Annotated in this window: 15 protein-coding genes and 1 other RNA gene; 4 read left to right on the top strand and 12 right to left on the bottom strand. The window is 62.8% G+C overall.

The window, feature by feature from the left end:
• Positions 1 to 34 precede the first annotated feature (34 nt).
• The 7 genes from JWV26_RS16555 to JWV26_RS16525 all read right to left on the bottom strand — a co-directional run bounded on the left by JWV26_RS16555 (position 35) and on the right by JWV26_RS16525 (position 7,179).
• Positions 35 to 178, bottom strand: coding sequence for a DUF2256 domain-containing protein (locus JWV26_RS16555; RefSeq protein ID WP_072422852.1), 144 nt, complete (start codon positions 176 to 178; stop codon positions 35 to 37).
• Positions 175 to 1,710: a cryptochrome/photolyase family protein gene (locus tag JWV26_RS16550; RefSeq protein WP_206417362.1), complete on the bottom strand. Its 1,536-nt coding sequence runs from the start codon at positions 1,708 to 1,710 to the stop codon at positions 175 to 177. Before JWV26_RS16550 ends, JWV26_RS16555 begins: the two co-directional genes overlap by 4 nt.
• The gene (locus tag JWV26_RS16545) at positions 1,707 to 3,047 is read right to left on the bottom strand and encodes a 3'-5' exonuclease family protein (RefSeq protein ID WP_239690017.1); all 1,341 of its coding nucleotides are present in this window, start codon (positions 3,045 to 3,047) and stop codon (positions 1,707 to 1,709) included. The genes JWV26_RS16550 and JWV26_RS16545 overlap by 4 nt, the downstream gene beginning before the upstream one ends.
• 56 nt (positions 3,048 to 3,103) lie before the next feature.
• Positions 3,104 to 3,406, bottom strand: a complete 303-nt coding sequence (locus JWV26_RS16540) for a DUF6482 family protein (RefSeq protein ID WP_206417361.1) — start codon at positions 3,404 to 3,406, stop codon at positions 3,104 to 3,106.
• A 132-nt stretch (positions 3,407 to 3,538) separates the two neighbouring features.
• Positions 3,539 to 4,030: a TIGR00645 family protein gene (locus tag JWV26_RS16535; RefSeq protein WP_004423362.1), complete on the bottom strand. Its 492-nt coding sequence runs from the start codon at positions 4,028 to 4,030 to the stop codon at positions 3,539 to 3,541.
• 139 nt (positions 4,031 to 4,169) lie between these two features.
• On the bottom strand, positions 4,170 to 4,523 hold the full coding sequence (locus JWV26_RS16530) for a PA4575 family protein (RefSeq protein WP_072422856.1): 354 nt from the start codon (positions 4,521 to 4,523) through the stop codon (positions 4,170 to 4,172).
• Between the two features lie 166 nt (positions 4,524 to 4,689).
• The gene (locus tag JWV26_RS16525; protein ID WP_196456865.1) at positions 4,690 to 7,179 is read right to left on the bottom strand and encodes a Lon protease family protein; all 2,490 of its coding nucleotides are present in this window, start codon (positions 7,177 to 7,179) and stop codon (positions 4,690 to 4,692) included.
• Positions 7,180 to 7,362: 183 nt separating this feature from the next.
• Here JWV26_RS16525 and JWV26_RS16520 point away from each other — a divergent pair, with 183 nt between their 5' ends.
• Positions 7,363 to 9,003, top strand: a complete 1,641-nt coding sequence (locus JWV26_RS16520) for a cation:proton antiporter (RefSeq protein ID WP_206417360.1) — start codon at positions 7,363 to 7,365, stop codon at positions 9,001 to 9,003.
• On the opposite strand, the gene JWV26_RS16515 is transcribed toward JWV26_RS16520, so the two are convergent.
• On the bottom strand, positions 8,996 to 9,307 hold the full coding sequence (locus JWV26_RS16515; protein WP_196456862.1) for a TraR/DksA family transcriptional regulator: 312 nt from the start codon (positions 9,305 to 9,307) through the stop codon (positions 8,996 to 8,998). The two genes, JWV26_RS16520 and JWV26_RS16515, sit on opposite strands and share 8 nt — an antisense overlap.
• 142 nt (positions 9,308 to 9,449) lie before the next feature.
• On the opposite strand from JWV26_RS16515, the gene JWV26_RS16510 reads away from it, so the two are divergent.
• Both JWV26_RS16510 and JWV26_RS16505 read left to right on the top strand, forming a co-directional pair.
• Positions 9,450 to 11,303, top strand: coding sequence for an Lnb N-terminal periplasmic domain-containing protein (locus tag JWV26_RS16510; protein WP_206417359.1), 1,854 nt, complete (start codon positions 9,450 to 9,452; stop codon positions 11,301 to 11,303).
• 67 nt (positions 11,304 to 11,370) lie between these two features.
• Entirely contained in the window at positions 11,371 to 11,616 is a 246-nt protein-coding gene (locus tag JWV26_RS16505; protein ID WP_004423350.1) for a hypothetical protein, read from the top strand.
• Positions 11,617 to 11,632: 16 nt separating this feature from the next.
• Here the strand turns inward: JWV26_RS16505 and JWV26_RS16500 are convergent, their stop codons facing one another.
• Positions 11,633 to 14,548: a hybrid sensor histidine kinase/response regulator gene (locus tag JWV26_RS16500; protein WP_206417358.1), complete on the bottom strand. Its 2,916-nt coding sequence runs from the start codon at positions 14,546 to 14,548 to the stop codon at positions 11,633 to 11,635.
• Positions 14,549 to 14,676: 128 nt separating this feature from the next.
• Here JWV26_RS16500 and ssrA point away from each other — a divergent pair.
• Positions 14,677 to 15,068, top strand: a transfer-messenger RNA (tmRNA) gene (ssrA, locus tag JWV26_RS16495).
• Positions 15,069 to 15,344: 276 nt separating this feature from the next.
• Here ssrA and JWV26_RS16490 read toward each other — a convergent pair.
• Genes JWV26_RS16490 through JWV26_RS16480 form a run of 3 tightly spaced genes read right to left on the bottom strand, consistent with a single transcriptional unit; the run spans position 15,345 to position 18,290 of the window.
• Positions 15,345 to 16,304, bottom strand: coding sequence for a D-2-hydroxyacid dehydrogenase family protein (locus JWV26_RS16490; RefSeq protein ID WP_206417357.1), 960 nt, complete (start codon positions 16,302 to 16,304; stop codon positions 15,345 to 15,347).
• 14 nt (positions 16,305 to 16,318) lie between these two features.
• On the bottom strand, positions 16,319 to 17,833 hold the full coding sequence (locus tag JWV26_RS16485; RefSeq protein ID WP_206417356.1) for a tripartite tricarboxylate transporter permease: 1,515 nt from the start codon (positions 17,831 to 17,833) through the stop codon (positions 16,319 to 16,321).
• A 4-nt stretch (positions 17,834 to 17,837) separates the two neighbouring features.
• Positions 17,838 to 18,290, bottom strand: a complete 453-nt coding sequence (locus JWV26_RS16480; protein ID WP_093049012.1) for a tripartite tricarboxylate transporter TctB family protein — start codon at positions 18,288 to 18,290, stop codon at positions 17,838 to 17,840.

The following is an 18,290-nucleotide window of genomic DNA, read 5'->3' as shown; positions in this document are numbered from 1 at the left end:
AGATACAGAGCTCGGCGTTGCTCGCCGCGGGTACCTAGGATGTTCCCGGCTTACGCCCACGTCGGCAGCGCTCGGAGCAGTAACGCACCTCCTCCCAGCAGCGCGCCCACTTCTTGCGCCAGCTGAACGGTAGCCCGCAGACCGCACAGGTCTTCACCGGCAGCTCGCTCTTCTTCACAGCATTTCTCCGGCGTCGAGTTTCGCCAACAGGTGCTCGCCCCAGTCCCACAGCGCCTGCTGCTTGGCCTCGGTCATGCGCGCCAGGTTGCGGTAGACCATGCCGATACGCGGGTTACGCTCCAGCGGCTCGCGATGGCGCATGAGGAAATGCCAGTACAGGGCGTTGAACGGGCAGGCCGACTCGCCAGTGCTCTCGCTCACCTTGTAGCTGCAGCCTTGGCAATGGTTGGACATGCGCTTGATGTACTGGCCGCTGGCGCAATAGGGCTTGGAGCCGAGGTAGCCACCGTCGGCATGCATCACCATGCCCAGGGTGTTGGGCAGTTCCACCCAGTCGAAGGCGTCCATGTACACGGCCAGGTACCAGTCGCAGATGGCCTTGGGCGCGATCCCTGCGAGCAAGGCGAAGTTGCCGGTGACCATCAAGCGCTGGATATGGTGGGCGTAGGCATGTTCCAGGGTCTGGCCGATGGCCTGACGCATGCAGTTCATCCGTGTCTTGCCGGTCCAGTAGAACTCCGGCAGCGCACGTGAATTACCGAAACGGTTGCCCTCGGCGTACTCCGGCATGCGCAGCCAGTAGATGCCGCGCACGTACTCGCGCCAGCCGATCAGTTGACGGATGAAGCCTTCGGCGGCGTTCAGCGGCACGTCGCCGGAGCGATAGGCCGCCTCCACCTCGGCGCAGATACGGCGCAGATCGAGCAGGCCGATATTCAGCGCGGCGCTGATGCGCGAGTGAAAGAGAAAGGGTTCGCCATCGGCCATGGCGTCCTGATAGTCACCGAAGTCGGCCAGGCCTCGGGCCAGAAAATGCCGCCAGAGGCGCTCGGCCTGTTCAGCCGTTACCGGGTAATCGAAACCCTCCAGGCTGCCGTAATGGTTGGCGAAGCGCTGCCCAACCAAGGTCAGCACGTCACGCGTGATGGCGTCAGGCTCGACGCGCAGTGGCGCGGGTGGGCGCATGCCTTTTGGCAAGGCTTTGCGGTTGTCGGCGTCGAAGTTCCAGGCACCACCTTCAGGTGTGCCATCTGGGTTGAGCAGCAGCCTGCTGTCACGGCGCATCTCGCGATAGAAGAACTCCATGCGCAGCTGCTTGCGCCCCTTGGCCCAGGCAGCGAACGCATCGCGGCTGCAGAGAAAGCGGCTGTCCTGATGCCAGTGAATCGGCACGCCGCAATGACGTAGCGCCTGCTCTAGGCGCCAGTCGCCGCACTCGGTCAGATGCACCTCGGCAGGATCGAGCCGTTGCGTCCAGCGCAGCAGCTCACCCGGCAACGAACCACTGTTATCAGGATCATCCAGAGTCACGTAGTGCACCTGCAGGCCCTGCTCACGCAAGGCTTCGGCGAAATGACGCATGGCGCTGAAGATCAGGGCGATCTTCTTCGGGTGATGCGGCACATGGCTGGCCTCTTCCATCACCTCGGCCAGCAGCACGTGATCATGGTCCGGGTCGACGTCCTCCAACGCACCAAGACCGTGGGTGAGCTGGTCACCCAGAATGAGAATCAGACGACGAACACTCACAGCAGCACGATCTCCATGTTCGGGTGGCGGCGCAGGTGGCTGAGCAGAATGTGATAGGTGTCGAGGTTGAAGCCGCCACGGCGCTTGGCCAGTAATGGCTCGACCCGCTCGAAACGATCTACCGTGCCAAGGTGGCGCCATTGATCGAGCACGTGCCACTGGGTCAGGCCGTGCTGCTCGTCGCGCTCGACCAGCGCGACCGGCCCGCTCCATGGCCAGGCTTGGGTTCGCAGGTGCTCGACGCTGGCGAGCAACCGCGTATCGTGCATCTGGCGCGACTCCTCGCCACAGCAGGCGCCAGCACAGCGCCCAAGCTGATAGGCGAAGCAGGCACCATCGCCCTCCTCCAGACCGAGGACACGCAGGCACAGGTGTCGTTGCCGCGCCTGCTCAAGCAGCCACTGGCGCGCGTGATGGCGCGAGCGGAACAACCCGGCCTGCCTGAGCCCTGGCGTCAAAGCCTGGTGCTGGAGCAGTTCGATGCGCAGATCGCCAGGCTCGCCCGCCAGCGCCCAGGTCAACAGCTCGCGCTGCTTGCGCAGACGACGGTTGTACAGGGGTTGCAGACGCTTGATCTCGGCAGACTCGAACAGCAGAGCCCCCAGCTCACCGGCCGTGATAGCCACCTGCACATCACGGATCTGCTGCACCATCTGCAGGCTGCGGCGGTCGCGGTGATCGTTCTGAAAGTGCGACATCACCCGGCGGCGCAGATTGCGGCTCTTGCCCACATACAGTTGCGCACCACCGTCGCCCAGGAAGTAATAAACACCCGGACGTTCCGGCAACTGGGCGAAACGCTCCGCGGCCAGCAACGGAGGCCGCGCTGCGCTTCGCAACTGATGCCCCAGCGCCGCCGGAGCGACCTGCTGCAGTAAATGCCGAGCCAGTGCCAGAACGGCCTCCGCATCCGGCACGGCGCGATCACGGAAGAAACGCGTGATGCCAAAATGCGCACATAGCGCATCGAAGCCGGCGCTGGCCAGTTCCGGCAGCGCCGCTCTGGCCAGGCGCTGGGTGCAGAGCTGTTGCGGACGCTGCGCGTTCCAGTCAGGCAGCACGCGACGCAAGAACGCCAGACTGAATCGAAGATTGTGGCCCACCAGTATGCGGCCGCGAATGGCAGCGGCTATCGCTTGCGCCTCGCTCTCGATACGCGGCTGGCCGCGTAATTCCAGTGGATGCAGACCACTCAGGCTGAGCAACTGCGAGGGCAGCGCGACACCAGGCTCGAACAGCCAGTGCAAGCGCTCTGCGACACAACCCTCAGCATCGACCTGGATGATCGCCAGCTCCCAGATGGCATCACGTGCCGGGTGGGCTCCGGTGGTCTTCACCTCCACGACTGCCAGGGCCCTGCCCTGCAACGTGGCGGCCGGTGCGAAGGCAGCCGTCACCAGCCAGAACGGAAGGCGATGGGCACGCGCAGGCTGTTGTCAGCCGATGGCATGCCGCACATCTCGTCATGGACCGAGCTGTGCACCAGGAAGAATGGCAGCCCCGGCATTTCCTGCAGCACGTCACGCGCATGTTCTATCGAACGCAGGTTAAGCGTACTGCCCTGGTCGGTAAGAATCGGGTGGGCGCGTCCTTCCATCCGCGCCTCGAGCAGATAAATGCCACCCTCCAGGGAGATCAGATTGAGTTCATCAACGCGCCCGGCTTGAGCGTGAGCGGACAGATCATGCAGATTCATCGGGCTTACCTCCTGCCCTTAACTATACAAGAACTTATACAAAATTCATTTTTGTACAATAAAGAAAAAGCTCAAGCCCAAAAAGCAAAACGCCCGTCACGTTCGGACGGGCGGTTGTGAAGCGGTCTCGGGTCAGTCGTGCTTGGTGACCTTGTCCAGATAGCCCATGGCGAAGGCCGAGCCAACGAACGTCAGGTGAATGATCACGTACCATTTCAGGTACTCCAGATCGTAGTTCTTCGCATCCATGAACACCTTGAGCAGGTGGATGGACGAAATCGCCACGATGGACGCCGCCACTTTCATCTTCAGCGAACTGGAATCCATCTTGCCAAGCCAGCTGAGCTTCTCGGTGCCTTCGTGAATATCCAGACGCGAAACGAAGTTCTCGTAGCCGGACAGCATCACCATCACCAGCAGCCCGCCGACCAGGGCCATGTCGATCAGCGACAGGAGCTTCAGGATCACGTCGGCTTCGGCCAGGGAAAAGATCTGCGGCAGGATGTGGTAAAGCTCCTGGAAGAACTTGACCGACAATGCCAGCACGGCGAGAGAAAGACCGAAGTAGATCGGCGCCAGCAACCAGCGCGATGCGTACATGGTGTTTTCGATGAAGCGTTCCATGGAGAACTCACTGAGGGAGGGAAAATCGCGGCGAGTATACCCATCGCCCAGCATCAGCAGAAGATGCCCGCCCCACTGTGGATAACCACAGCCCTGCAGTCTCGCTCAGTTGGCCCTGGCGCGCCTTGCTTCAGGCGTTTCAGCTCTGCCCGTCAGTCTCGGGCCGCCGCTGAAATGCACCGCCATGGCTGTGGCGTTCGCCGTTGACACGACGCAACTCGGCCTGCAGATGCAGACACCAGATCGGCGGTTCGCAGCATTCTACGTAGCCTTGCAGGGCCAGGCTCTCGGCAATCGCCGTAAGTGCCCCTTCAGCGACAGAAGGCCCATAGAACGGGCCCTGAGCCTTGATAGCCGAAGGCTGTGCTCCCGACATACCGGCAGCGCAAAGCAGTGTCCAACGTCCGTTGTCTCCTGCCAGCGGCTTGATCACGCACTCGATGCGGGTGACCAGGCCCAGGCATTGACGGGTGAGGCAGAGGCTGCGCGACATGGCGGCGACCCTCGCGGAATCCAGGCTCCAGCCTACACCCCGAGTGGTCGCACTGTGAAGGCCAAAGTTATCCACGCAATCTGTGGATAACTCTGTGCATGAGGCGTGAGCAAGAATGCCTGCGCGCTTTGTCCCGGGCAATCCGGGACAATCGTGCAAGATATGATCAGCTCGCCGCGCCCTCACCCTCGCCTTTCTTGCGCCGTGGTGCCTTGGCCGGTTTCGCCGCTGCCGCCTCGGCTTCGGCTTTCGCCTTGTCGGCGTCGGCCGGTTTGGGCTCTTCTTCCAGCCCGATCTCGGCGATATCGCGCAAACGCTCGACCACACGGGCGTTGACGCTGCCTTTGGGGAAGCGACCCTTTTCGTCCGGGTGCCCGGCCGCCTCGCCGACCAGCAAGCTCAACGCTTCGTCGACATGGCGCACGGCATAGACGTTGAACTGGCCGGCACGCACCGCATGCAATACGCGGTCATCGAGCATCAGGTTGGCGACGTTGGAGTGCGGGATGATCACCCCCTGCTCACCAGTCAGGCCGCGCGCCTCGCACAGGCGGAAGAAGCCTTCGATCTTCTCGTTGACGCCGCCGACCGCCTGCACCTCGCCGAACTGGTTGATCGACCCGGTGATGGCGAAGCACTGCTTGAGCGGCGTGCGCGACAACGCCGAGATCAGCGTGCACACCTCGCCGAGCGAGGCGCTATCGCCATCAACGTAACCGTAGGACTGTTCCAGGGCGATACTGGCGGAAATCTCCAGCGGGAATTCCTGGGCGTAGCGGCTGCCGAGAAAGCCGGTGAGGATCATCACCCCCTTGGAGTGGATCGGCTGGCCAAGGCTGACTTCACGCTCGATGTCGACGATGCCGCTGCCGCCCGGATAGACGGTGGCGGAAATCCGCGCCGGTACACCGAAGGCCGAGTCACCGACCTCCAGCACGGTCAGACCGTTGCACTTGCCGACAGCGGCACCGCAGGTGTCGATAAGGATGATGCCGGCCAGCATGTCGTCGATGATCCGCGCCGACACGCGTCCGGTACGCGTGGCCTTGGCCTTGAGCGCGCGCTCGATATGGCCGACGTCGGTGATGCTTTCCCCGGCAAGCTGGCGAATGAAGTCGGCCTCGCTGACCAGCTGGAACAGGTCACCAATGCGCGCTGACAGGCGTCCCTGGTGCTCGGCCAGACGCGCGCTGTGAGTGGCCAGGCGCGCCACCGCGGCGCCGGTCAAGGGCGCCATGCCCTCTTCCGAGGTACGCGTTTTCATCAGTTGCGCGAATTGCTCAAGACTTTCTTCGGCAAGCGGGATGTCCTCGTCGAAGTCGACCAGTACGCGGAACATCTCCTGGAAGTCCGGATCGGCGTCCTGCAGCGCGTAGTAGAGCTGACGCGAGCCGATGATGATGACTTTCAGTTGCAGCGGAATGACCTGCGGGTTGAGCGTGACGGTCGCGATGCGGCCGAGGTCGCCCAGCGGCGACTCCATCTTCAACTGGCGCGAATGCAGGGCGCGCTTGAGCGCTTCCCAGACGAAGGGCTCGCTGAGCAGTTTTTCCGCCTCGACCACTAGGTAGCCACCGTTGGCGCGGTGCAACGCCCCGGGACGCAGCTGACGATAGCTGGTGTACAGCGCGCCCTGATCGGAGCTGTACTCGATGCGGCCGAACAGGTTGTCGTAAGTCGGGTGCGACTCGAACACCACCGGTGCACCGCCATTGGCGTGGTGACCGACCACCAGGCTTGGGCAGTACATTTCCTCCAGCAGCTTGCGCAGTTGCGGGTCGGCCTTGTCGACATCCACCAGTTGCTCGACGGCGGTTTTCAGCAGGTTGATCTGCATGGCCTGCAGATAGGCGCAGACGCCGGCGTTTTCCGCGTATTTCTCCGACAATGGCGCCAGCAATGGCTGCAACGCGACGGTGATGGTCTCTTCATTGAGTTGACGCAGCAGGTTGCTCGACTCGCGCTTCCACTGCGGCAGGCTGGCCAGCTCCTCGTTCAAGCGCTCTTCCAGCGCGGCGATATCGGCATGGAAACGCTCGCGCTCGGCCTCCGGCAGCTGAGCGAACTCGGCTTCGTCCAGCGCCTTGCCGTCAGCCATCGGGGTAAAGGCGATATTGGTGCTGTCGCGGTACAGGGCCACGCCCTTCTCCAGCGACAGCTTCTCGATCACGTCCAGCGCCTGGTCGTAGCGCTTGTTGAAGCTGCGATCGATGGCGCTTTTCTTCTGCTGGTAGGTCGGCGTTTCGAACACCGCCGGGAAGGTGGCCAGCAGATTGTCGATCAACTGGTTGATATCGGCGATGAAAGCACTCGCGGTGCCGGCTGGCAGCTCCAGCGCGCGCGGCTCGCGCGGCTCGTCGAAATGATTGACGTAGACCCGGTCGGCCGGCGTCTCCATGCGCTTGGCTTCGGCCTTGAGGTAGCGCTGCACGAAGGAAAAACGTCCGGTACCGGGCTCGCCCATGACGAACACGTTGTAGCCGGGGCGCGGCATGGCCACGCCGAACTGCAGGGCCTCGACCGCGCGGGCCTGGCCCAGTACGCCGCGGAAGGGTTCGAGATCATCGGTACTGCTGAAGTTGAACTGCTCGGGGGCGAAGGGGCGGGTCAGTGAGTCGGGGGCAAGGCGCAAAGCATCGAGGCTACGCTTGGACATTGGCGATCCTTATAGCGGGCGGAAGTTTCCGCAAAACATGGGGTGATTCTGGGCCTGTGGCGCGAAAGGGATCAAGGCTTGATTCATGGCAATACGCTAAATCGGGTCTGCGATAAGCTTTCATGCATTCCTCTACAAGGCCTGCGGCCGCGACGGGTAGCACCACAATCGGGAGCCTTGCCTATGAGTGCCTTTCAGGAAATCGCCGCCCTGCTCAGCCTGTCTGCCCTGCTGGGCATGCTCGCCGTACGGCTGCGCCAGCCACTGATCATCGCCTACATCCTGGTCGGTATCGTCGCCGGCCCTGCCGCGATGAATCTGGCCGGTGATCACAGCTCGATCAGCCTGTTGTCGGAAATCGGCATCACGGTGCTGTTGTTCGTCGTCGGCCTCAAGCTGGACATGCACCTGGTGCGCACTCTGGGTGCCGTCGCCTTGGCTACCGGCCTGGGGCAACTGAGCTTCACCATCATCGCCGGCCTGGTCCTGTGCCGCCTGCTCGGCCTGGACTGGGTCAGTGCCGGTTACGTGGCCGTGGCGCTGACGTTCTCCAGCACCATCATCATCGTCAAGCTGCTGTCGGACAAAGGCGAGATCGACTCGCTGCACGGGCGTATCGCCATGGGTTTTCTCATCGTGCAGGACATCGCCGTGGTGCTGGCCATGCTGGTCATCAGCCTGTATCAACCGGCCGGCAGCGAAAAGATTGGCTTGCCGCCACTGGCCTTGCTCGGCACGCTACTGGCCAGCCTTGTGCTGCTCTACCTGTTGGTGCGCTTCGCCCTGCCACGCCTGCTGGCGCCCATGGCCCGCTCGCCGGAATTGCTGATGCTGGTGGCGATCGCCTGGGGTACGCTGCTGGCCGGCGGCGCCGAGGCACTGGGGCTGTCCAAGGAACTGGGCGCATTCATCGCCGGCTTCTGCCTGGCGTCGACGCCACTGCGTGAAGCCATCGCCAGCCGCCTGACCAGCCTGCGTGATTTCCTTCTGCTGTTCTTCTTCCTGCACCTGGGCATTCAGCTGGACTTCTCCTACCTGCACCAGCAGATCGGCAGCGCTGTGCTGCTGTCGCTGTTCGTGCTGATCGGCAACCCGTTGATCGTCATGGCCATCATGGGCGCGATGGGCTATCGCAAGCGCACCGGCTTCATGGCCGGGCTGACGGTGGCGCAGATCAGCGAGTTCTCGATCATCTTCGTCGCCATGGGCATCAGCCTCGGCCATGTAGGCAGCGCGGCACTGGGGTTGACCACCCTGGTGGGGATCATCACCATCACGCTGTCCACCTACCTGATTCTTTACTCGCAGCCGCTGTTCGAGCGCCTGTCGCCCTGGCTCGGGATATTCGAGCGGCGCGTCGCCCACCGCGAAAACGCCCAAGACAATGCCCCGGACCAGACCCAGGCCGAGGTCATCGTCTACGGACTGGGTCGCTACGGCCGCCAACTGGCGCATCGTCTGCAGGACGGTGGCTTACGCGTGCTGGGCGTGGACTTCGACCCGCAGGCGCTGGCCAGCGCCCGCCGAGCAGGCCTGGCGGTGTGCTATGGCGATGCCGAAGACGCCGACTTCATCGCCCATCTACCCTTGCAACAGGCGCGGGCGCTGGTCAGCACCATCCCGCAGCGCGAGGTCAATGCGCTGCTATTGCGCGCTGCACGAAGCGCCGGCTTCCGCGGCAGCGTGACCCTCAGCGCCTTCCGCGAAGGCGATCTGGAAGCCTTTACACGCGCCGGCGCCGCCAGCGTCCTGCAGCCCTATATCGATGCCGCCGACTCAGCCGCCCGGCGCCTGCTGCAAGAAGTGGAGCAACCGCTCAGTTGAACTGCGCACAGCCCAGGCAGTATTCGGCAACCGGCAGGGCTGCCAGGCGCGCCGCTTCGATCGGCTCGCCACAACACAGACACTCGCCATAACGCCCTTCGGCCAGGCGCTGCTGCGCCTGGCGCACCAGCAGCAGGCCATGTTCGGCCTCGGCCAGCAGGGCTTCGAGCACTTCGTCGTTCTGCCGCTGCTGCGCCTGCTCGGCGAAATCCGCCGAATGGCTGCGCCCCAGATCGCGGCGAATCGCCTCGGCGCGGGTGGCGTAGTCATGCAGCAGAGCGTCCAGCACATCACGGTGAGCCATGAGCAATCTCCTTGCGTTGAAGAGCGCTCAGTGTGATGCGCAACGCGGAGCTCGTGACTGACGCCGGTCAGCACTTGCGCGAAATGTCTTGTTCGACTGCCTTGACACCAATCGACAGCCTGGCCAAAGCTCGGCCATCGCCATGACCAGAAGAACAGCGATCTTGAAACGGATATTCGCCGTCCTTGCCCTGAGCCTCAGTCTTCCCCTGCATGCCGCCACGCTCGCACAACTGGCCAACGACCCCTACTGGATCGCCCTCGGCCACTACGAGACCGGCAAGCTCGGCGGCTGGCGCAGCTATGTCGATGACGACGATTTCTTTCTCGCAGAAGATGGCGACAGCAACCCTGCGGCCGAACTGCAGGCGACCCTGAAGGCCCTGTACCAACCCGCTGAACAAGGCGACCGCCACCCGCAATGCGTTTACCCAGCGCGTACCCGCTGGCTCAAGGTGCAATTGCAGCTCGATGACCTGCCCAGCCCCGACTGCGCCGAATACCGAAACTGGTTCGCCGACGTCAATCCGCACAGTACGGTGCTGGTGTTCCCGGCGGCCTACCTGAACAGCCCCTCGTCGATGTTCGGCCATACCCTGCTGCGCATCGACCAGCCCGATATAGACAGCCACAACACCGCGTTGCTGAGCTACGCGCTGAATTTCGGCGCCTTCATCGAAGGTGACGACAACAGCATCCTCTATGCCTGGCGTGGCCTGATGGGCGGCTACCCCGGCCTGTTCGCCCTGGTGCCGTACCGCGAGAAGCTCAGCGAGTACAACCGCCTGGAAAACCGCGACCTGTGGGAATACCGGCTGAACCTCACGCCGGAAGAAACCGCGCGCATGGTCGAGCATGTCTGGGAGCTCAAGCAGATCCGCTTCGACTACTTCTTCTTCGACGAGAACTGCTCCTACCGCCTGCTGGAGCTGCTGGAAATCGCCCGCCCCGGCATCGAGCTGACCGAATACTTCCCGCTGACTGCCATCCCCACCGACACCGTGCGCGCGGTCAAGGATGCCGGGCTGATCGAACGAATCGACTATCGCCCCTCGCGCGAGCGCGAACTGCTGGCGCGCGCCGAACCACTCGATAGCGACGAACAGGCGTGGGTCCTGCGCCTCAGCCAAGACCCGACGCTGCTTGATGACAGTGACTTTCTCACCCAGCCAGCAGAACGCCGCGCGCTGATCCAGGACGCTGCCTTCCGCCTGGTGCGCTACCACGCCAACGATGAAGAACGCAGCAGCAACGCCCAGCGCAGCTTCCAGTTGCTCGGCGCGATCAATCGCAACCCGCCGCCTCCCCTGGAAGTCGAGCGCCCGCCACTGTCCGAGGAAGGTCACGAGTCGCGCACCTGGCAACTGGCCGGCGGCAGCCGCGACGATCGTGCCTTCGCCGAGTACGGCCTGCGCATGGCCTACCACGACCTCAACGACAACCTCGATGGCTTCCCCCTCGGCGCACAGATCGAGATCCTCCAGCTCAAGCTGCGCCAGTACGAGAACAACCACTGGCAACTGCAACGCCTGGACCTGGCCAACATCCGCTCGCTGACTCCGCGCAATGCCCTGCTGCAGCCGCTTTCCTGGCAGGTTGGCGGCGGTCTGGAACGGGTGCTCGGCGAAGATGGCGACACCCAGCTGGTCGGCCATATCAGCGGCGGCGCTGGCGCCACCTGGCAGCTACACGAGGACCTGCTCGGCTTCACCCTCGGCACCGCGCGCCTGGAATACAACGAGGATTTCGCTGCCGTGATCGCCCCGGCGCTGGGCTTCAACAGCGGGCTGCTGTGGCGCAACCCGTTGGGTAACCTGACATTGGAGGCGGCCGGCGATTACTTCCACAACGGCGAAGTGCGCCGGCGCCTGTCGCTCAACCAGCAGTGGGAAGTCTCACGCAACCTCGGCCTGCGCCTGAGCGCCCAGCGCGAGTTCAGCCAACTGGCCAGCCCGGTCAATGAAGTGAAGCTGGAGCTGCGCTGGTATCACTATTGATCGAACCAACGCAGTGACGACAGGCTTCTATACTGAAATTCCCGCCACACGTTTCAGGAGAGTCATCATGCGTCGCACGCTCATGTTTCTCGCCGCAACCCTGATCAGCCTGCCACTATGGGCCATGCATTGCCCGCAGGACATGGCCAAGATCGATGCATTGCTGCAAAGCGATCCACCTGCCGACCCAGAGGTACTGGCCAAGGTGCAGGAGCTGCGCGCCGAAGGCGAAGCCCTGCATAAGGCCGGCGATCATGCCGAGTCGGTCAAGGTGCTGGGCGAAGCCCTCGACCTGCTGGCCGCCAGCGAATGAATCACGCTGGGCTCGCTCAATAACCGCTGTACAGCAAGCCCAGCGCGACCTGACGCACCTCCTGCAAATCCACCGGTTTGCTCAGGCAGGCCGAAGCGCCGCGCGCTTTGGCATCCTCGAACAACCGTGCATCGGCCACCGCGCTGATCACCATTACCGGCACATCACGCAAACGTGGATCAGCGCGCATCGCGTCTAGAACATCCAGCCCATTGCCGTCAGGCAGGTCGATATCCAGCAACACCAGTGCCGGCTCGCTTTCCTGCAATTCAGCCAGTGCCCGCTGGCATGAACTCACGCCCCTGACCTCGGCAAACTCACGCAACGATGCCTGCAGAATCTTCATGCAGGCGGGGTGATCTTCCACGCACAGCACCTGCACCAGACTTTGCACGGCCTGCGCCGGCACCTCGGCAGTCTCGTCACCGAGCACATCAGGGCTGGCCGCACTGGGGATGTCGAGCCAGAAACGACTACCGACACCAGGCTCGCTACGCACGCCGATTTCGCCTTCCATCAGCGTGGCCAGCTCACGGCAGAGCACCAGCCCGATGCCGGTACCGGGAATATTCGAGCTCTCCCGGCCGAGACGCTGGAACGGCTGGAACAGCTGCGCCTGTTGCTCGCTGGAAAGACCCGGCCCAGTGTCGTCAACCCACAAGCGCACACAATCGGCACGCACCTCGTAGCCCATGCGGATCATGCCGCGCGGGCTGTTGTACTTGATCGCATTGGACAGCAGGTTGAGCAGAATCTGCCTTACCCGCCGCGGGTCGCCCTGTACGAACAAGGGCGGATTGGCTGCCTCCATCACCTGCAGTTGCAGCTGTTTCTGCTGCACTTCGGGCTGCACCAGCTCCGCACAACCGCTGAGTAGCGCACCGATTTCGATCGGCTGGAACTGCAGCTGCTGGCGCCGGCTCTCGATGCTCGACAAGTCGAGAATGTCATCAACCAGCGACGTGAGATGACGGCTGGCGCTGACGATCTCACGCGCGTAATCGGTCTCCAACCTGGCGTCCTGCTTGTCCTGCACCTCCATCTCGATCAACTGGGCGAAGCCATGGATGGCGTTGAGCGGCGTGCGTAGTTCGTGGCTCATGCTGGAGAGAAAGCGACTCTTGGCCTGGCTGGCCGCGAGCGCTTCAAGGCTGGCGTGACGCAGTTCTTCCTGCACTTGTTTGAGCCGAGTGATGTCGACGTGCGTACCGGCGATGCGCAGCGGCCATCCACTCTCGTCACGCGCCAGCACCTTGCCACGGCTGAGCAGCCAGAGGTAATCGCCGCGGCAATCGAGATAGCGGTATTCGGCGTCGAAATACTCTTCGCCCTTATCAGCGAATAGCTTGCGCAGGTGACGCAAACGTTCCAGATCATCGGGGTGCACGCGCTGGTTGAACTCGCTCAGCGTCAGGTGCTTCGCACCCAGGCCAAAACGCCGTACGAAGCGCTCGCTGAGATCGATGGTCAGGTCAGTGGTGTCGATCTGCCAGAGACTTTCAGTTGTACTCTCCAGCACCAGTTGCAGAATGCTTTGCGCCTCCTGCCGTTCATGCTCGCTGGCCTTCAGCTGCTTGCCGGCCTGCTGCACGGCGTCAGCCAGGCGACTGACCTCGGCGATATGACTGTCCGGCACGGCTGGTAAATATTTGCCCTGTCCCAGGCTGGTCGCCATGTCGACGATGCCATCGATGGGCTCGGCCAGTTGCTTGCTGAGGTTGCGCGAGCGCAGCCACATCAGGGCGAAGAACAGCAGATAGAACGCTGCCAAGCCGGCAATCAGCAGATAGCCGATCTGCATGTAACGCTCGGCCAACTGGTTGGTGTCATGGAAGATCTGCCCCTCGTCCACCACCAATAGCAAGCGCCAGCGGGTTTGCGGAATTTCGCTCCAGGCCACCAGTTGCTTGCGGCCGCCGAGTAGCACTTCCTGCACGTTGCCATTGCCCTCGTTCATCGCCTGCAGCAATGGCTCCATACCCTCGCGCTTGGCCAGGTTGAAGTCCTCGGGCTTGAGTACCTCACGACGCACGGCCTCTTCATAGGAGTACTGGGTCAGCTCACGCAGACCGAAATCCAGCTCCCCTGCCTTCGGCAACGCCATGATGTTGTGGTCATGGCTCACCAGCATCGCGTAGCCCTGCCAGGGCACGTTGAGCTCAGCGATCTCGCCCAACACCTGGCTGACGGTCACGTCCAGACCGACCACCCCCTCGAGAAAGTCCTCGCGATACACCGGGGCGATGGCCGACATCATCCATCCCAGGCCTGCCGGGTCGAGGTAGACCTCGGTCCACATAACCTTGCGCTCGGGGTTGTGCTTGGCGTCGGCGAGGTAATAGAAGTTGTAATCGGGTATCACCATGTCGTGGGGATACTGCGCGGGCGTATCGAACCAGGGATAGATACGGTTGTAGCTGTCCCAGCTATTGAAATACAGCGCAGCGACCAGCGGGCTGGCCTGCTGGATCGAACGCATCAGCGGATCGAGTTGCGAAAGACGCATGACCTTGGCGTGATCCTGCTGAGCAAGTGGCGTGCTGTTGGCATAGAAGGATGCTGCGCGCCCGTCATCGCTGCGGGTATAGAACACACCACTGTCAGTGACTGCATGGCGTTGGCGCTCAAGCTCATCGGCCTGGAAACGGGTATCGAGCAGCGCTTTGTGAGCGCCGTCGCGGTACACCTGCACCAGTGACTCGATAGAGCGCAGACGTCCGTCGATGATCTGCGCTTCGCGCAACGCGGCGCTGGCCAGATCCTTCACGGCCGTTTCCTGCAGATGCTCGATCTGCGCGTCACGAATCGCCTGATTGCTCAGCAGATACACCGCGATCAGCACCGATTCCACCAGAATCAGCGGGATCAGCGCGCTTTGCACGAACGCTCGCCAGATCCACTGACGTAGAGGGTAGCGGCTAGAACTCGGCATTACAGCTCCTTTGCAGAGGACGCAGGCAGATGCGAGGCGCCATAATAGCTTCCCGCGATGGAATCCGCAGTCGACGCTGAGGAACCTTTGCCGTACACTCGACGTCCTATCTGTAACCGAAAAGTTTTGGGGCCGATTAGGATTCGACGCCGGTAGCGAAGCTCGAGGTGCATGCCGACTTGGTAACAGAAGTCGTAAATCAACTGTTGCAACTTTCTATAGTTGCCAATGACGAAAACTACGAGGGCTACGCTCTCGCTGCGTAAGCGGCGCGACTAGTCCTTCTGGTAGCTTCGGCTCCAGCGATCACTAGGGGATGCCTGTAAACCTGAAGTGATTGTCATGCAGAACAGGATCGCCGCGTAGTACGTTGTGGACGAAGTGGCTAAAACTTACACAACTCGCCCAATGCACCCTGCCCGTCGGGCGGCTGAGGGTTAACTCAATAGACACGGCTAAGCATGTAGTACCGACAGTGGAGAACTGGCGGACGGGGGTTCAAATCCCCCCGGCTCCACCAATTGAAACAAACATGAAACCCTTGACGCCCTTCATGAGAGTCAAGGGTTTTGTGTTTTCAGGGCATCGACTTTCCTCTAGGGCACGGCGGCTGTGCCGGTGTTCAGAGCAAAGCCCGTCGAGCCCACAAACAAGCCGCGATGCCCGGCTCGCGCTCATCCCCTGAAGGTGTGGCAAATGCTACGCAGCACGCCCGCGTCCAACGCCAGCAGTATCTGGGCGCCGATCAGCAATAACTGCGCAGCACGAACAGCGAAGTACTCACGAGAAGGGCAACTCAGAAATTTGCCGCCTTGCACCCTGCTGCCCTCGCATCTGCAAACGCCCTGACATTCGCGAATGCCTCGCCGAAGTAGGCTTCGTAACTGTGCTTTTCGACATAGCCCAGATGCGGCGTACAGAGAATGCGCGGATGGGTCAGCAGTGGATGATCGGCCTGTAGGATCGGCTCCTGCTCGAACACGTCCAGCGCCGCCTGGCCAGGACGGCCACGGTCCAGCGCGTCGAGCAGCGCCCCAGGGGCGATCAGCTCGGCGCGGCTGGTATTGACCAGCAACGCATCAGGCTTCATTCGCGCCAGATCGGCTGCGCTTACACAATGCCGCGTGGCGGGCACCAGGCGCAAGTGCAGAGTGAGAATATCGGATTGTTCGAAGAAAGCTTCGCGCGACGGCGCCGCCTTATGGCCTTCGGCCACGGCGGCCTGGCGCGAGGCCTCGCTGCCCCACACCAGCACACGCATGTCGAAGGCGCGCGCATAACGCGCCAGGCGCTGGCCGATCTTGCCGTAGCCCCAGATGCCCAGTGTCTGGCCATACAGACGCTGACCCAGGTTGACCTGCCAGTGCCCGGCATACAGGCCGCTCATGGCCTCGCGCAGCTGACGCCGGGCATTGAGGATCAGCGCCCAGGTCAGTTCGGCTGCAGCAATGGGTGAGCCGGTGCCCTCGGCGACGGTCACACCGCGCTCGCGGCAGGCGTCCAGATCGAGATGCGGCCCGGCCCGCCCGGTCTGGCTGATCAGCTTCAGGTTCGGCAAGCGTGCCAACAGTGCTGCGTCGATGCGCGTGCGCTCGCGGGTCAGCACCAGCGCCTCGGCATCGGCGAAGCGCTCGGCCAGCACGTCCGGGTCGCTGACGGCATCGTGATACAGGCGGACATCGAAGCCCTCCAACAGCCTGAAGCAATCGAGCTGCTGCACGACGCGCTGATAGTCATCCGGTATCACGATACGCATGCCAAGTCTCCGAATCAGGCCTCGCTGGCTACGGGGCTCTGCTGACGGCGCGCACGCCAGGCGCGCCAGAATGGCAGCACGATCATCACCGCCACCAGCGCCCAGACCACCCAGGTGATCGGGCTGGCGTAGAGGATACCGAGATCACCGCTGGACAGGGACAGTGCGCGACGCAGGTTCTGCTCCATCATCCCGCCAAGGATGAAGCCGAGCAGGATCGCCGACAGCGGGAAATCCAGCTTGCGCATGACGTAGCCGAAGATGCCGATGGCGATCATCAGGTACAGGTCGAAGGTGGTCGCATGCACCGCGTAAACGCCGATGGCAGTGATGATCGCCACCGCTGGCACCAGTGCCCAATAAGGCACGGCCAGCACCTTGGTGAAGACCCTGATCATCGGCACGTTCATGATGATCAGCATGACGTTGGCGACGAACAGCGAGGCGATCAGCCCCCAGACGATGTCCGGCTGGTGCTGGAACAGCAGCGGTCCAGGAGTGATGTTGTACAGCGTCAGGGCGCCGAGCATCACCGCCGTGGTGCCCGAACCCGGTACGCCGAGGGTCAGCATCGGCACCATGGAGCCGCAGGCAGCGGCGCTGTTGGCGGTTTCCGGTGCGGCCAGGCCGCGCAGGTCGCCATTGCCGAACTTGTTGTCCTTCACCGCCATGCGCTTCTCACTCATGTACGACACCGCGCTGGCCAGGGTCGCGCCGGCACCTGGCAGCACGCCGAGGACGAAACCGACCACGCCACTGCGCAGGTTGGTGGCCAGGACGAAACCGCCCTCCTTGAGGCTGAACAGCATGCGCCCGCTGGCCTTGATCGCCTTCTGCCCATGATGGGTACGCTCGAGCAGCACCAGCAGCTCACTGACCGAGAACAGCCCCAGCACCAGCACCACGAACTGGATGCCATCGGCCAGGCCCAGGCTGCCGAAGGTGAAGCGATAGACGCCGCTGTTGGCGTCGATGCCCACGCACGACAGCAGTAGGCCGATCAGCGCCGCGACAGCAGTCTTCAGGGGTTTGTTGCCGGCCATCCCGGCCAGGCAGGTGATGGCGAAGACCATCAGCACGAAATATTCGGCGGGGCCGAACGCCACCGCCCACTTGGCCAGCAACGGTGCGAACAGTACGACGCCAGCGGTAGCGATCAGACCGCCGATGAACGAACTCCAGGCCGACAGGGAAAGCGCGACACCAGCCTGGCCTTGACGGGCCAGCGGGTAGCCATCGAGGGTGGTCATCACGGCGGATGCCTCACCCGGAATGTTCAGCAGGATCGAGGAAATACGGCCGCCGTATTCGCAGCCCAGGTAAACCGCCGCCAGCAGGATCAAGGCGGTTTCCGGCGGCAGCCCCAACGCGAAGGCAACGGGAATCAGCAGGGCCACGCCGTTGATCGGGCCAAGGCCTGGCAGCAGGCCAACGACGGTGCCGATCAAGGTGCCACACAGGGCAGTAAGCAGGTTGTAGGGGCTCAGCGCCACGCCGAAGCCATGGCTGAGATAACCGAGAGTATCCATGGGTTCAGCTCTCCAGGGTCGAAAGGATGCCAAGCGGCAGCGGGACGGCAAGGGCTCTGTCGAACAGCAGATAGAGGCCGATGGCCAACACCAAGCCGCTGATCAGGCTGTGCAGCCAGCTGCCGCCATACAGACGCGCCATGCCGATGCCGAACAGCACGCTGGCGGGGATGAAGCCAATGGTTTCGAAGAGCACGGCATAGCCAATCATCAGGCCGAGAAAGACCAGCGCCTTGACCATCACTTCGCGGTTCAGGGGCGGCTCTTCGCCCTGCACGTCACCGGCCGGCTGGAGCAGCAGTTGCAGGCAGCCGAAGGCGATCAGCAATAACAGCAGCAACGGGAAGGCCTTGGGCCCGACTGGCTCGTAGGAAAACGGGGCGCTGTAACCCCAGGCGAAAAATCCCAGGATGCAGCAAAGCAGCAGGGTCACCCCCGCAAAGATACGGTCATGCAT

The organism is Ectopseudomonas toyotomiensis, assembly GCF_017167985.1.
Classification (GTDB): domain Bacteria; phylum Pseudomonadota; class Gammaproteobacteria; order Pseudomonadales; family Pseudomonadaceae; genus Aquipseudomonas; species Aquipseudomonas toyotomiensis.
Note: the sequence above shows the minus strand (reverse complement) of the source record. Positions and strands in the feature narration are given on the sequence as shown.

Bases quoted from the DNA above. Each gene is read 5' to 3' on its own strand.
- JWV26_RS16500 (WP_206417358.1), bottom strand. From the start codon at position 14,548: ATGCCGAGTTCTAGCCGCTACCCTCTACGTCAGTGGATCTGGCGAGCG.
- JWV26_RS16505 (WP_004423350.1), top strand. From the start codon at position 11,371: ATGCGTCGCACGCTCATGTTTCTCGCCGCAACCCTGATCAGCCTGCCA.
- JWV26_RS16520 (WP_206417360.1), top strand. From the start codon at position 7,363: ATGAGTGCCTTTCAGGAAATCGCCGCCCTGCTCAGCCTGTCTGCCCTG.
- JWV26_RS16490 (WP_206417357.1), bottom strand. From the start codon at position 16,304: ATGCGTATCGTGATACCGGATGACTATCAGCGCGTCGTGCAGCAGCTC.
- JWV26_RS16485 (WP_206417356.1), bottom strand. From the start codon at position 17,833: ATGGATACTCTCGGTTATCTCAGCCATGGCTTCGGCGTGGCGCTGAGC.
- JWV26_RS16480 (WP_093049012.1), bottom strand. From the start codon at position 18,290: ATGCATGACCGTATCTTTGCGGGGGTGACCCTGCTGCTTTGCTGCATC.
- JWV26_RS16535 (WP_004423362.1), bottom strand. From the start codon at position 4,030: ATGGAACGCTTCATCGAAAACACCATGTACGCATCGCGCTGGTTGCTG.
- JWV26_RS16525 (WP_196456865.1), bottom strand. From the start codon at position 7,179: ATGTCCAAGCGTAGCCTCGATGCTTTGCGCCTTGCCCCCGACTCACTG.
- JWV26_RS16530 (WP_072422856.1), bottom strand. From the start codon at position 4,523: ATGTCGCGCAGCCTCTGCCTCACCCGTCAATGCCTGGGCCTGGTCACC.
- JWV26_RS16510 (WP_206417359.1), top strand. From the start codon at position 9,450: ATGACCAGAAGAACAGCGATCTTGAAACGGATATTCGCCGTCCTTGCC.
- JWV26_RS16540 (WP_206417361.1), bottom strand. From the start codon at position 3,406: ATGAATCTGCATGATCTGTCCGCTCACGCTCAAGCCGGGCGCGTTGAT.
- JWV26_RS16515 (WP_196456862.1), bottom strand. From the start codon at position 9,307: ATGGCTCACCGTGATGTGCTGGACGCTCTGCTGCATGACTACGCCACC.